Genomic DNA, 12,273 nt, shown 5'->3' on the forward strand with positions numbered 1-12,273 from the left:
GAATCATGGACGGATCGGCGGAGAGCCGTCGCTGTCGGCGGCGGCTGCCGCCGACGCGACAGCGTCGCCACTCCCACCGTTGGCTAGCCCGGACGGGAGTTACCGGTGGAACCGGTCGTCCGGTGGCCGGTTCGCGGGGACGGCCCGACGCGTCGCGAGGGCCGTCCACGCTGCCCGTCGGATCATGTTGATGAACTCCTTGAATGGCCACTGCCAGAGGCGACGCCCGCCTCGGCGGGGCGTCGCCACGTACTCCCAGTGCAGATACCGCCACACGTTCTGTAACAGCAAGCTCACCACGACGTACAGCAGCCGTACAACCGGATTTTGTGTCGAGGTCGTCGCAATCGTTTGCTCGGAGAGTCGGTAGCTCGCCTCGATACCGAAGCGTTTCGCGTAGTGGTATCGAGCGTCTCGTGGTGAGTTGATGAACGGCGCGTCAGCGGCGTAGCCGTGACGCGCCACGCCATGTTCGTCGTACCGTCCGTTCTGGTAGGTACAGTCGATGTAGACGGGAAACTCGACGGTCCAGCTGTGACCGTCGAGTTTCGCTGTCAGACTGTGCTGAATCACGCGACTCCACCCTTCCGAGAGTTCTCGCTTGATCGCCCGTCCCCAGCGGACGATCGGCATGACGTAGGCGTGGTTGTGCGCCTGAAGCAGCGTCAAACACTTGCTGTCGTAGAATTCGCGGTCAAGATAGACGGCCTTGACACCGAGGTCAAGGCCGTCGAGAATACCGAGGAACTCTGCGAGGACACTGCTGGCGGTGTCGCCGTCTTCGAGACGGCGCACCGCCAGCGTGTAGCGTTTGTTCTTCACGCGCGCGTAGAGTGTCGCGTACGCGTGGAACGCGGTGGTTCCACGCTTCGCTTGTGAGTGATACAGGCCGTCTGTATCGTCTTCGTCGCCGTAGTAGGGCCGCAGGTGGAGGTCTGCGCAGACCTCCACCTGCTGGGGAAGGACGTCGAGAACGTCTTTCTGGAGGAGCATGTTGCCAACCTGTTCGAGCGTTTCTAGATCGAATTTAGTGCGGAGATGGTAGAGAACGGAGTTTTCGTGGGGTGCATCTTCGCTTCTCTCACAGAGCGTTGAGACCGAGGTCCCGTCGGCGCAGGCGCCGACGAGGACCTCGTAGATGTCTTCAGCATCGAGTTCAGCGTTTTCAGCGAGTGAGAGAGCAACTTCCTCGTCAAGAGAGTTGACGAGGAAGTTAAGGAGCTGGTCCTCGTGGATTTCATCGTCTGCTTGCTGGGTTTTAGACACACCTTCTGCAAGCAGACCTTCTAACTAAACGGCTTTGTGAAGTACTGAATCTTGATATCGTACTGGTCCGCAATATCGCGGGCATGCTGGAGAACTTCAGATGCGTGCTCTTCGGCGGCCTGTTCGATGTCGCTCTCCAACGCGAGACCCATCGCTTTTCCCATCATTGGAGACGGTTCTCCAACAACGTGTAAGACGGTGATGTCCGCACCTGCATGGGTTTCGAGAGCGTACTTGAGAGCCCGTTCGGACATCTCCGAGTCATCCATCGGAACGAGGACACGCGAAATCATCTACTCTCATATTCGGGAGAGCTGAGCAAAACTGTTGCCCCATATAACTCACCCATAACTTATAGACATCATATATAATGGGTTCAAAATACGTTTGCAGAGGTTTTATAACGGCATAGTTCACTATTCTGTACGTGGAGGTGCAACAATGACGAATACCGGACCAACGCACAGGAACGAATCGGGCTTCGAAAGACTTGCTGCCCTGTTCGGCATTCGCTCACAGCACAACCTCGTCCTCGCAGGAATGCCCCCCACCATCCTGTGTACCTACCTCATCGCCACGCAGGTTCTCAACGCCACTGGCTCTGCGATCACTGCCAGTGCCCTTGTGAGCACTGTTCTCGTTGCCGACGACCTCTTTAGACGCCCCCCGATCCCTGGATAGGTCGCCTGTAACGTTCTTCGCCCGGTTGTATCGCTCTCTGAGAGACCCCTACCTGTAACTATGCACGCTACTTACCCCCTACCACGAAACATCGCCGCACCGACGATGAATCAGTCACACCGACAGGGAGGTGTTCTCCGATGACTCTATTCCAACTTGCGACTCAAGCCGGGCCGGTCTCCGGAGTGACGACGGAGATGCTCGTCGTCTTCCTCGTGATTCTCGGGGCAATCGTCCTATTCGTCACCGAGTGGCTGCCCATCGACGTGACCGCCATCGCCATCATGGTCACGCTCATCGTCCTCGAACCCTGGACGGACATCTCGCCAGCAGAAGGCATCTCCGGATTCTCCAGTTCGGCGACCATCACCGTCCTTGCCATGCTCATCCTGAGTGCAGGAATTAGTCGCACAGGGATTGTCCAGATTGTCGGCCGGAAGATCTCCTCGTTCGCCGGCGAGAGCCTCAACAAACAATTGCTGGCCACAATCGGTGTAACGGGCCCCGTCTCAGGATTCATCAACAACACACCGGTTGTCGCCATTCTCGTGCCGGTCATCTCCGACGTCGCACACAAGGGGAAGACGTCGCCGTCGAAACTCCTCATCCCTCTCTCGTACGCCTCTCAATTTGGCGGAATGCTCACTCTCATCGGCACGTCGACGAACATCCTCGCTAGCGATACGGCGGCCCGTCTCTCCGGTGAGTACCCCGCGCTTCACGCGTTCGATTTCTTCGAGTTCACCATCCTCGGCGTCATCGTCCTCCTCACCGGCTCGGCGTATCTCCTCACTATCGGGCACCGACTGCTGCCCGAACGTGTGCCAGTCGAAGAGGACTACGTCGAAGAATACGAGATCGCGGACTATCTCGCAGAAGTAGTCGTTCGGGACCACTCGCCACTGGTCGGGCAAACCGTCGAAACGGCCATCGAAGAGGCCAGAACGGACGCCGACATCCTTCAGCTCATCCGCGACGGTGAACGGTTCACCGAACCACTGGCCCGCAAACAAATCCACGCCGGTGACACCCTACTCATTCGTGCGAGCAGGGACACGCTTGAGCAACTCGCTGCGGTCGACGACCTCGCCATTGAGGGTTCCGTTGATACCGACGAAGAACTCGACCCCGAGCCGAGTGACAACCAGTCCATCGTCGAAGTTGTCATCCCATCGCGGTCGTTCCTCGTCGGGGAGACGCTCACGAGTTCGACCTTCCGACAGCGCTACGACGGCAACGTCCTCGCGCTCCGGAGCCGCGGTGAAGTCATCCGTGACCGCATGGATGAGATCAAGATCCGAGCGGGTGACACGCTCCTGGTGCAGGCCGAGCCCGACAGCATCGACCGAATGGCACAGAACCGTGATTTCGTTCTCGGACACGAGGCTGACGAGCCCAATTACCGGACCAACAAAATCCCACACGCGATCGCCATCATGTTCGGTGTCGTCGGACTCGTGGCGATCCCGTGGGCATTCCTTGGAAACGCGCTGGCATCGCTCACCGGCATCGAAGGACTCGCTATGCTCGCCAGTCTCCAACAGCCGATTCTGGTCACTGCCCTCGGCGGCGTCGTCGCGATGGTCGTCGCGGGCGTTCTGAAGCCGAACGAACTGTATGACTCGGTTGACTGGGACGTCATCTTCCTCTTGGCGGGCGTCATTCCGCTGGGGATCGCGCTCGAACAAACAGGGGCAGCGATGCTGCTCGGGAATCTAGTTGCCACGGCTGCAGACTTCCTCCCTGTGCTCCTTGTCCTGTGGCTGTTCTACATCGCTACAGGACTCATCACAGAAGTCATCAGCAACAACGCGAGCGTGGTGTTGATGATCCCCGTCGCTGCGGCTGCCGCGACTGCGATCAACGCGAATCCGTTCGCGTTCGTCCTCGCGGTGACGTTCGCCGCGTCGACGGCGTTCCTCGGCCCGGTCGGGTACCAGACCAATCTGTTTGTGTATGGGCCTGGCGGGTACAAGTTCACCGACTACTTCCGGGTGGGGGCACCACTTCAGTTGCTTCTCTCAACCGTCACGGTGCTCGGAATCGCCTTGTTCTGGGGGATCTAATAGGAACTATGTTCGACCGCATACTGCTCCCCGTGGATGGAAGTGCAGCGAGTGCGCGAGCGCGTGAGTACGCACTTCTGCTCGCTGAAGCATACGGCGGGGAGATACATGCACTCGCGGTCCTTGACTCTAGTGACGTCCCTGAGAATGTCGATGCTGCGGTGGTCGAGGATCCGATTGACACAGACGTTCGGCAGACCGCGAACGAGGCGATTGCGTCGGTAATTGAAGCGAGTGAGCAAGCAGGTGTCTCTGTCATCGACTCCATTAGGAGAGGAACCCCGGTGGAAGAGATTCTTGCATACGCCACTGAGAACGAGATCGACTTGGTCGTCCTCGGTGCACACACGCCAGGGCGTCTCGCGCGGTTTCTGCGTGACTCTATCGTCGAACAGGTCATTCAACAGTCACCTGTCCCAGTGTGGTCCGTTCGGGAAGGAGAGGATCAAGAGCCAGTAAGGATCCAGCAAATTCTGGTGGCGACTGACGGCAGCGAGGGCGCCCGCCGCGCCAGTGAATACGCGTTCGATCTTGGCAGTACATTCGACGCATCCGTCCGTGGCCTCTACGTCGTGGAGAGTCGATTCGGAAGCGCGGGTTCGCTCCACACGCTGCTATCACGGGAGGGTGAGCGGATTCTGAGAGAACTTCGAGCAGGAGGGGCTCAAGCAGGAATCGATGTCACCCCAACGACTCGGGAGGGTCAGCCAGCCAACGAGATTCTGTCGGCCGCATCTGACTGCAATGCCGACCTCATTGTCCTCGGGACGCAGGGAAAGACAGGGCTGGATCGGTTGGTTATGGGAAGCGTTGCAACTAGTGTTGTCCGCCACGCAGACCGACCTGTGTTGACAGTTCGGGAGTTCGTGGAAGAAAGGCCCAGCGAGTGAGTCGAGTCACTGTGCCTGAATACGTCCGAAGAGTCCTACCTGTACCTGGTTGACTTTGTAAGCGATGCAATCCTATTGAGCACGCGGTTCGTATCGCAGTTATATGGGTTCAGCAAAGTCACCGAAATTCAAATACAGAGACGAGGGAAGGTGCTGACAGACAACTCTATGAATGGACGTCAATCTGATTTTGAGGAACTCCGACCCCTTGGTGAAGCGACTCGCGTTCCCGACGACGAGCTTTCTGGACGGGAAAACGCTGGGCAAGTAGAGGGACAGCGAAGGGAAACACTCGAATCGTATTCAGATCGAACGAGATCGACACGGAGCGAGTGTTCCTCGTGCGGTGCTTCGATTCTTTCGAACCGTACCAAGTGTCGGTTCTGCCTCTCGAACCATCTCGATGGAACTAGCGACGATAGTCGCATCCCGGATACTGGGTGGACACTACTCCACGTCGTCCATCTGCTCGTCGAAGCGTCGACGTTCTACGCCGCCGTCGCGAAGGGTGCTGCTGCAGCCACGCTCCTCACGAAGGCCGATAGGGATCCAGCGGTCGACGACTGCCAGCTGCTCTACGACCTCGATACAAAGCCCGCCGCACAGCTGACCGACAAGTGGCCCTCGCTCCCCGAAGCAGTTCGAGTCACCTCTGAAAGCGGTGAACAGCTACTCACAACCGCTCGTAAGCGCACGGAACAGACAGAGTCGACGCAGTCGTCGTGTGAAGGGGCGCACACGACGTTCCTCTACGACGAGGGAGGGTACGACGTTAGTGAGGAAAGTCGGCTTACAGACTTGCTTGAGAGGGCCGAGAGCGACGTCTGGTTAGTGCCAGCAATTGCACTCCAGCGTTCCGTCGACGACGAGCACTCAGAGGATCGTCGGCCCAACATTCCCTCGAAAACACGTCTTGACTGTCGCAAGTGCGGTCGAACGACTGAGCATCAGTTCCAGGAGTTCGAGTCTATCCCGGCTGACGAGTGGTCTGGCCAGCCAATGTGGGAGTGCCAGGTGTGTCAGTCGCCTCGTCACGGACCAGACCCCGAGTAAGAAAATCGGTTGAACAACATCTTAACCAACACAGGATGTTTACACGAAGCCTGTTGGTTAAGGCTGGTGCAGGGCTTCAGCGAGAGACATCAGCGTACCGCCCTCGTTTTTCTGCGCCAGAAGTCAGCGGAGGCGTACATGATGGACCCACGAGACACACCTGGATACCGACTGCATCGCGCACTCAGCAACCTCAACAGCATCGATATCGAGCAACTGGACGCTCCCGACCGAGAGCGAATCGTTGAGGCCACCACGCTTCTGGAACAAGTAGGACTGCTCACTCGGCCAGGTGCTTCGGAGAAAGCAAACCCCAAGGCCGAATCCTGAGGAAAGGCTCGGTCGAACAGCGTCGGTTCATCTCCTCTTCCAGTCGATTTTATTCCCCCAAAGGGGTGCGGGGGTAAGAAAGTGCCCTCGAGGACTAACAATGGCAACACTCCAAGCAGCGACGACGTCGACCGGCGCGACCGTAACCGATGCACAGGCAGTCCGCCAGCTCTGCGAAGCACATTGCTTCGGGACCCTGAATTGGGAAGTAGATGAAGAAGGGGAGCTCATCATCTGGGGCTACGACGCCTTCGAGATCTACGAAGCTCGTGAAGATGGACTTCCAGAATACGAAGGTGGTCTCGTCACTCACGAATTCCTCCGAAAGCTGGCCAACTATCTCGAGCCCGGTGAAGAACTCGACATCCAGACCGCGGGGTACACGAAATGCCGGTTCCCGGTACTGGCAAAGCGATCATCCGTGTTCGGTTAAGCGGAGAAACCGACAGACGGCGCTCTAGTGACGAAGCTATCGTTGTAGACCGCGTGGGGAGAGAATGTGCTAAACCAACTCTCCCCGGATCTCATACGACGACGGTTGACTTCCCTGTTTCCCACCGAGCTAATCGAAGACATCGCGCGCGAGCGCGATGTCGTCCAGCGTGACCGGAAAATCGACATCACGATGCTCGTCTGGACGCTCATCATGGGCTTCGCCGTCGACGGCGAAGCCCGAACTATCGCCGGCTTTCAACGGGCGTACTCCGCAGCAACCAACCAGACCGTTGCCCGCTCAAGCTTCTACGATCGGTTCACGCCGGCCCTCGCAGCACTGTTGAACGACCTCCTCGAGCACGCTCTCGAGGAGGTCGCGGTTCCTCACACGATCGCGCCACAGTTCGAGCTGTTTCGAGACGTACTGATCGCCGATGCAACCGTGTTCAGGTTGCATCGGCTCCTCGATTCGTTTCCAGCCACTCACTCGGGTCAATCCGGCGCGAAACTCCACCTCGTGCAGAACGCGACCAAGCAGACGATCGAGCAGTTCCAGCTCACCGATGAACGCACCCACGAGAGCAGCCAACTCCGCACCGGGAGTTGGCTACGAGGCCGGCTGTTACTGTTCGATCTGGGCTTCTACAGTTTCCGCCGCTTCGCGTTGATCGAGGAGAACGGCGGGTTCTTCCTGAGTCGGCTGAAGTCGAACGCGAATCCGTTGATCGTTGGAGAGCGACGGAAATGGCGCGGGCGCGCCATTTCCTTGCCAGAGCGTCGTCTTCGGGACGTTCTGGAAGATCTCAGTCGGGAGATCATCGACGTAACGGTAGAGATCGAGTTCAAACGGCGGGCATACGCTGGGAAGGAATCAACGGATTCGATGGAGTTTCGCGTCGTCGGTGTCCGCAACGAGGACACCGACGACTACCACCTGTACGTGACGAATCTGCCCGATGAGTTCACTCCAAGGCAGGTCGGGGCGCTGTACGGGTTGCGGTGGGAAGTGGAGTTGGTGTTCCGGGAACTGAAGTCGCTGTATGGGCTGGAGAAATTCCAGACGAGTGATCCAGCGATCGTGGAGCTGTTAGTGGTGGCGGCTCTGCTGACGCTGACGGTCAGCAGAGCCTTGCTCGGGGTGTTTCAGGAGCTGTTCCCAGAGACAGTGTTTCCGCGAGAACGCTGGGCGAAGACCTTCCGGTCTCTCGCCCAGCTCATGCTCGAAGATCTGGCCCAGTCGTTCGGCCATCCACCGCCGAACCTGTCGGAACTGCTGTTTCGTGACGCCCGCCAACCAGAGAAATCGCGGCTCTTACTCAACGAACGAGTAGCTGAGGCCTTCAGGAGGCGATCCAGTGCTTAACCGAACACCAATGTTGCTTGGACACATCTTCAGCAAGCAGACGTCTCAACTAACAGGCTTTGTGATGTACTGAGCCTTGCAGTCTGTGAACGATGGCGTCCCGCTTGAGTCCAAAAAGTACATTCCGCTATTCTGGACGGACAACTTCGTCGCAGGAATAGCACTCAGCGAACACGCCAGTTGTCCCATCGCCATCCTCGAACTCAATGAGTGACTGGTATGCTTCAATCACTTCGCTGCAATCAGGACATCGACCAAGCGCTGTCGAATCACTCGTCATGGGGAATTGTGGAGACTCATGTGACACGATCTGTCTCCAGTAGTGTCCACACGGTGCCACAGCAAAGATGTTTGGCCACAATATTTGTTCATCCAATATATTCATGAATTGTGTTCATGAACTCTGTTCAGTAAATACTCGGAGTACTCCACAGACCGCCTGCAATAAGGGATGAGCATAGCCTCACCCAGCCATGGCGTTCGTTGTGTTTGTTCATCGTATGTGTTCAGTATATTTATTCATTGAGTACATTCATTGCTGAACTCAACGAATGAACGTGCCTGTTGAACACAATGAGTGCATGCACAGAAGATTCAAGGTGATGGTTCATCATGAACACAGTATGCTCACATATTCGACCTACAGCGAGGCAGGCGGGGTCGGGAAGACGACCACCGCAGCAAACCTAGCGGTTGCGCACGCTCGGGCAGGGTTGAAACCGCTCGTCGTTCCGCTTGACCCACAAGACGGCGATCTCTCGCGTCTCTTCGGGGTTGACGACCAGCGGACGGATTCAGTCGATAACATCGTCCGGCATATGATTCGACGCCCCAACGGCGACTTTGACGATCTCATTCGGACCGTTGAGGGTGTCGACATCGTTCCGGAGCACAATATGCTCTCAGATTTAGCCGATTTTCTCCAGCGAGAGAAAGACCAGGCGGAAGCCATGGGCGAAGCATTCGGGATGCACGCACAGTTACTCCGTGTGCTCCGCGAGGCCGGCGTCCCGGAGGAGTACGATGTACTGATCTGTGACCCGCCAGCAACTGAAGGGCCACACCTCTACAACGCGATTCACGCGACGCGGTCGCTTGTCATCCCCGTCGAGCCAAGCGCAAAGGGCCGTGCAGCAGTTGAGGGGCTTGAAGCCCTCGTCGCCGGGTTTGAAGACCAACTTGAGATTGACGTTGGTGTGCTCGCCGCCGTGCCAACCGGATTCAAAAACACACGTGACCAACGGCAGGTACTAGCTGAAATCGACTATCCGATCCCAGAGATCATCAGCGAGCGTGCCTCCCTGATGGAGGGGTGCTGGATGGAACAATGTTCGGCGTTCAAATACGTTCGTGAACATCGTAATCGCCGCCGTGACTACGAAATCGAGACGCTTGCCCAGTTCGACCGCATCGCGAGGCATCTGGAAGAACAGGTTGGTATCGACGCGCCAAACCCCCCGGAACCGGGTGACGTCGACCACGAGGTGGTGACGGTATGACTGGCATGAAGAAAGGAGCTGGTGAAGATCCGTTTGCGGATGACTCGTCGACTGAGTCAGCGACCACTACAGAGACCCAGACGAAGGACTCAGAGCCCGAACCAGCCGAAGAAACGGATTCGAACCAAGCCGAGGGCGAAGACACCCAACAACCTCGCCAGCAGATCCAGATTCCATACAAATTCCGCCGCGATGGCGTCCAAGACGGTCGTGACCGCGTCCCACTGTTCTTACAGAAGGAGACAAAAGTCGCAGAGCGAGACGCCCTCCGGGAGTTCGAAGACCGGTTCGAAGAAAACGTCTCACTCACCGACCTCCGTGAAGCGCTCATGAAGGTCGGCCTGCAGCACCTCGATGAAACAGAAGAGTGCCTCGAAGAGTGGGGCTACGGGATGACGTTCGACTAGCCAAGAAACGGCGCTTACAGCAGTATGGGCGCGAAAATCGACAGCTGGCAGTCGGTCACGGGCCGAACTTGGAATCCACTGGGTGGTTTGTTGACCAAGAGAACGAGCGTCGCCTCCCTGGTAGCCCATTCTAAGGACCGAGGAGTTCGGAGGTAGCGTAATAATAGCGTATTTCTTACATTCTCAATTACCTCATTGTCCCACAGAGACAACGAGGGTTAGCAAAATACCGGCAGGTCTGCGAGTTTGAGTGATAAATTATATATCGCTATATCAAATTCCGGGGTGCGTCGCACCACTGTCTCGGCGTATGAAACCTGGCCTGTGTATGTTACCTCGCCTATTACTCCGGCCCACGTTGGTCCAACACCCTTCGGGTGGTATCTGACTGGACGGGTTACCGTCGTCGGACTGGCTCTTGTCGTGGGTGGAGCGGAGTACGGAGTTCGCCACGTCAGAAGGGTAACAACAGGTCGGGCTCCGTACAAACCCACGACTGAGGGGCACAAAACGAGTAAACGGGTCCCGGACGGTGTATCCGGCAGGCAACGATGGACGAACGCGAACGGGGTGGGGTGTGGAGACTCCGTTTCAGTACTGCCTCGTCTGGCGGCGTCGGCGGCGTGGCTCTCCATTACGCCGTCCACAGCGAAGAGGGCGGGGGAGTCTCGCCCGTCACCGGACGAGCGCCCTCGTGTACGCCGAGAGGCTCTCGGTCGCGACGACCACGCCGAGGATGACGAGCAGCACTGTCGCGACCGATTGCCACGCGAACGCGTTGACCGCTCGGAACAGTTGGACGCCGATTCCGCCCGCGCCGACGAACCCGAGTACGGTCGAGTCGCGGATGTTGATATCCCACCGATAAATCGAGAGTCCGACCAACGCGGGCTTCACCTGCGGAAGGATGCCGTAGAGCAACACCTGCACCGAAGACGCGCCGGCCGCACGGACCGCTTCCACTTGGCCGAAGTCGATTTCCTCGATTTCCTCGCCCAGCAGTTTCCCGAGGAACCCGACCGAGCGGAACGCGATGGCGACCGCGCCCGCCAGCGGCCCCGACCCGAACATGACGACGAAGAACAGCGCCCAGATGATGGTGTTGACCGACCGGCTCACGGTCACGATGAGTTTTCCGAGCCAGAAGGTCACGGCGTTCGGAGTCGTGTTCTCGGCGGCGAGCAACGCCACCGGGACTGAGAGTACCAGCGCGCCGATGGTCCCAAGCGCGGCGATTTGAATCGTCTCGACCAGCGGTTCGACGATGCGAGTGGTGTACGCCACGTCCGGCGGGTACATCCGAGTGAGGAGGTCGCCGACCTCCCGAGGAATCGTCTCCGGTCTGACGATGCCGATGTCCATGAACTGCCACGACCCGACCACGGCGACGGCGGCAACCAACGTGAGGACGAAGCGGCTGATTCGCCGCCGCCGGTCGAACCGTTCCCATCGGCGCTCGTCGGTCGCCATCAGTTGTACCTCCGTCGGACGACCGCGCTCACGCCTTCAGCCACCAGCACGACCGCGATGATGGCCAGCAGAATAGCCGTGACGTACTGGTAGTCGTAACGGTTGAACGCGGTCAGGAGGACCGACCCGATTCCACCTGCGCCGACGATGCCGATGATAGTCGACGTGCGGATGTTGATGTCCCACCGATACACCGACAGCCCGGCGAACCGCGGGATAATCTGCGGGACGACCCCGTACAGTAGCGTCTGAACCGGCGACGCCCCGGCGGCCCGCACCGCATCGACGGACCCCATGTCGATGTCTTCGAGGTCCTCGGCGAGTAGTTTCGAGAAGAAGCCGACCGTCTTGAACGTAATCGTGAGGATGCCCGCCAGTGGCCCGAACCCGATGGCCTTGACCGCGATGATGGCGATGATGATGGCGTTGAACGCCCTGGAAATCGAGATGAACCCCCGATTAATCGCGTACAACGGCTTTGGCGAGAGGTTCTCCGCGGCCATGAACGCAATCGGGACACTGAGAACGATGCCGGTGAGCGTCGAGACCATTGCCATCGCGACGCTTTCGAGCATCTTCCCGACGATTCGGTCGGCCTGTCGTGGGCTTGCCGACGGGGGGAAGAAATCACCGACGAGGGAGACGGCGCTTCCGAGTCCCCGTGCGATCCGTCCTGGGTCGGCACCGACTCCGAACCCCGACCACACGAAGAAGCCGAGAACGCCGGCGTAGACCGCCCACTTCAGCTCTCGACGCCGAAAGACGGTCGGGCGTTCCCAGGTTCGTTCGCCGGCCGCCACGTTAGGTCCCCCC

13 protein-coding genes and 1 pseudogene are annotated in these 12,273 nt (G+C 58.4%); 9 read left to right on the top strand and 5 right to left on the bottom strand.

Annotated features, from left to right (window positions below):
- Positions 1 to 99: 99 nt before the first annotated feature.
- A complete protein-coding gene (locus HVO_RS03835; RefSeq protein ID WP_013035066.1) occupies positions 100 to 1,266 on the bottom strand; it encodes an ISH3 family transposase in 1,167 nt (388 codons plus the stop codon).
- 47 nt (positions 1,267 to 1,313) lie between these two features.
- Positions 1,314 to 1,559 (bottom strand): annotated as a pseudogene (locus HVO_RS03840) (universal stress protein); the annotation flags it as partial.
- Between the two features lie 148 nt (positions 1,560 to 1,707).
- On the opposite strand from HVO_RS03840, the gene HVO_RS03845 reads away from it, so the two are divergent.
- The 7 genes from HVO_RS03845 to HVO_RS03870 all read left to right on the top strand — a co-directional run bounded on the left by HVO_RS03845 (position 1,708) and on the right by HVO_RS03870 (position 8,084).
- Entirely contained in the window at positions 1,708 to 1,947 is a 240-nt protein-coding gene (locus tag HVO_RS03845) for a hypothetical protein (RefSeq protein ID WP_049941496.1), read from the top strand.
- A 197-nt stretch (positions 1,948 to 2,144) separates the two neighbouring features.
- Positions 2,145 to 4,013: an SLC13 family permease gene (locus HVO_RS03850; protein ID WP_049914674.1), complete on the top strand. Its 1,869-nt coding sequence runs from the start codon at positions 2,145 to 2,147 to the stop codon at positions 4,011 to 4,013.
- A gap of 8 nt (positions 4,014 to 4,021) precedes the next feature.
- On the top strand, positions 4,022 to 4,903 hold the full coding sequence (locus tag HVO_RS03855; RefSeq protein ID WP_004040810.1) for a universal stress protein: 882 nt from the start codon (positions 4,022 to 4,024) through the stop codon (positions 4,901 to 4,903).
- 168 nt (positions 4,904 to 5,071) lie between these two features.
- A complete protein-coding gene (locus HVO_RS20060; RefSeq protein ID WP_013035150.1) occupies positions 5,072 to 5,956 on the top strand; it encodes a biosurfactant protein 1 in 885 nt (294 codons plus the stop codon).
- Positions 5,957 to 6,097: 141 nt separating this feature from the next.
- Complete coding sequence (locus HVO_RS21245; protein WP_049914676.1) at positions 6,098 to 6,286, top strand: hypothetical protein; 189 nt, start codon at positions 6,098 to 6,100, stop codon at positions 6,284 to 6,286.
- Positions 6,287 to 6,386: 100 nt separating this feature from the next.
- Positions 6,387 to 6,719 carry a hypothetical protein gene (locus HVO_RS03865; RefSeq protein WP_004040811.1) on the top strand — a complete coding sequence of 111 codons (333 nt, stop codon included), beginning with the start codon at positions 6,387 to 6,389 and terminating at the stop codon, positions 6,717 to 6,719.
- Between the two features lie 66 nt (positions 6,720 to 6,785).
- Positions 6,786 to 8,084 carry an IS4-like element ISHvo12 family transposase gene (locus HVO_RS03870; protein WP_013035120.1) on the top strand — a complete coding sequence of 433 codons (1,299 nt, stop codon included), beginning with the start codon at positions 6,786 to 6,788 and terminating at the stop codon, positions 8,082 to 8,084.
- A 127-nt stretch (positions 8,085 to 8,211) separates the two neighbouring features.
- On the opposite strand, the gene HVO_RS21615 is transcribed toward HVO_RS03870, so the two are convergent.
- Positions 8,212 to 8,469 (bottom strand): DUF7837 family putative zinc-binding protein, encoded by a 258-nt coding sequence (locus HVO_RS21615; RefSeq protein ID WP_081603752.1) that lies wholly within the window; start codon positions 8,467 to 8,469, stop codon positions 8,212 to 8,214.
- A gap of 238 nt (positions 8,470 to 8,707) precedes the next feature.
- On the opposite strand from HVO_RS21615, the gene HVO_RS03875 reads away from it, so the two are divergent.
- Both HVO_RS03875 and HVO_RS03880 read left to right on the top strand, forming a co-directional pair.
- Positions 8,708 to 9,583 (top strand): ParA family protein, encoded by an 876-nt coding sequence (locus HVO_RS03875; RefSeq protein ID WP_004040812.1) that lies wholly within the window; start codon positions 8,708 to 8,710, stop codon positions 9,581 to 9,583.
- A complete protein-coding gene (locus HVO_RS03880) occupies positions 9,580 to 9,990 on the top strand; it encodes a hypothetical protein (RefSeq protein WP_004040813.1) in 411 nt (136 codons plus the stop codon). Before HVO_RS03875 ends, HVO_RS03880 begins: the two co-directional genes overlap by 4 nt.
- Positions 9,991 to 10,665: 675 nt before the next feature.
- Here the strand turns inward: HVO_RS03880 and phnE (HVO_RS03885) are convergent.
- Positions 10,666 to 11,460 (bottom strand): phosphonate ABC transporter, permease protein PhnE, encoded by a 795-nt coding sequence (phnE, locus tag HVO_RS03885; protein WP_004040814.1) that lies wholly within the window; start codon positions 11,458 to 11,460, stop codon positions 10,666 to 10,668.
- Positions 11,460 to 12,260, bottom strand: coding sequence for a phosphonate ABC transporter, permease protein PhnE (gene phnE / locus HVO_RS03890; protein ID WP_004040815.1), 801 nt, complete (start codon positions 12,258 to 12,260; stop codon positions 11,460 to 11,462). Before phnE (HVO_RS03890) ends, phnE (HVO_RS03885) begins: the two co-directional genes overlap by 1 nt.
- Positions 12,261 to 12,273: the final 13 nt, after the last annotated feature.

The organism is Haloferax volcanii DS2 (assembly GCF_000025685.1).
Lineage (GTDB): Archaea > Halobacteriota > Halobacteria > Halobacteriales > Haloferacaceae > Haloferax > Haloferax volcanii.

What these genes read in the sequence shown, in the direction of transcription:
- phnE (WP_004040814.1), bottom strand. Translation starts at nt 11,460, where the DNA reads ATGGCGACCGACGAGCGCCGATGGGAACGGTTCGACCGGCGGCGGCGA.
- HVO_RS03875 (WP_004040812.1), top strand. Translation starts at nt 8,708, where the DNA reads ATGCTCACATATTCGACCTACAGCGAGGCAGGCGGGGTCGGGAAGACG.
- HVO_RS21615 (WP_081603752.1), bottom strand. Translation starts at nt 8,469, where the DNA reads ATGAATATATTGGATGAACAAATATTGTGGCCAAACATCTTTGCTGTG.
- HVO_RS03845 (WP_049941496.1), top strand. Translation starts at nt 1,708, where the DNA reads ATGACGAATACCGGACCAACGCACAGGAACGAATCGGGCTTCGAAAGA.
- HVO_RS03850 (WP_049914674.1), top strand. Translation starts at nt 2,145, where the DNA reads ATGCTCGTCGTCTTCCTCGTGATTCTCGGGGCAATCGTCCTATTCGTC.
- HVO_RS20060 (WP_013035150.1), top strand. Translation starts at nt 5,072, where the DNA reads ATGAATGGACGTCAATCTGATTTTGAGGAACTCCGACCCCTTGGTGAA.
- HVO_RS03855 (WP_004040810.1), top strand. Translation starts at nt 4,022, where the DNA reads ATGTTCGACCGCATACTGCTCCCCGTGGATGGAAGTGCAGCGAGTGCG.
- HVO_RS03865 (WP_004040811.1), top strand. Translation starts at nt 6,387, where the DNA reads ATGGCAACACTCCAAGCAGCGACGACGTCGACCGGCGCGACCGTAACC.
- HVO_RS03880 (WP_004040813.1), top strand. Translation starts at nt 9,580, where the DNA reads ATGACTGGCATGAAGAAAGGAGCTGGTGAAGATCCGTTTGCGGATGAC.
- HVO_RS21245 (WP_049914676.1), top strand. Translation starts at nt 6,098, where the DNA reads ATGGACCCACGAGACACACCTGGATACCGACTGCATCGCGCACTCAGC.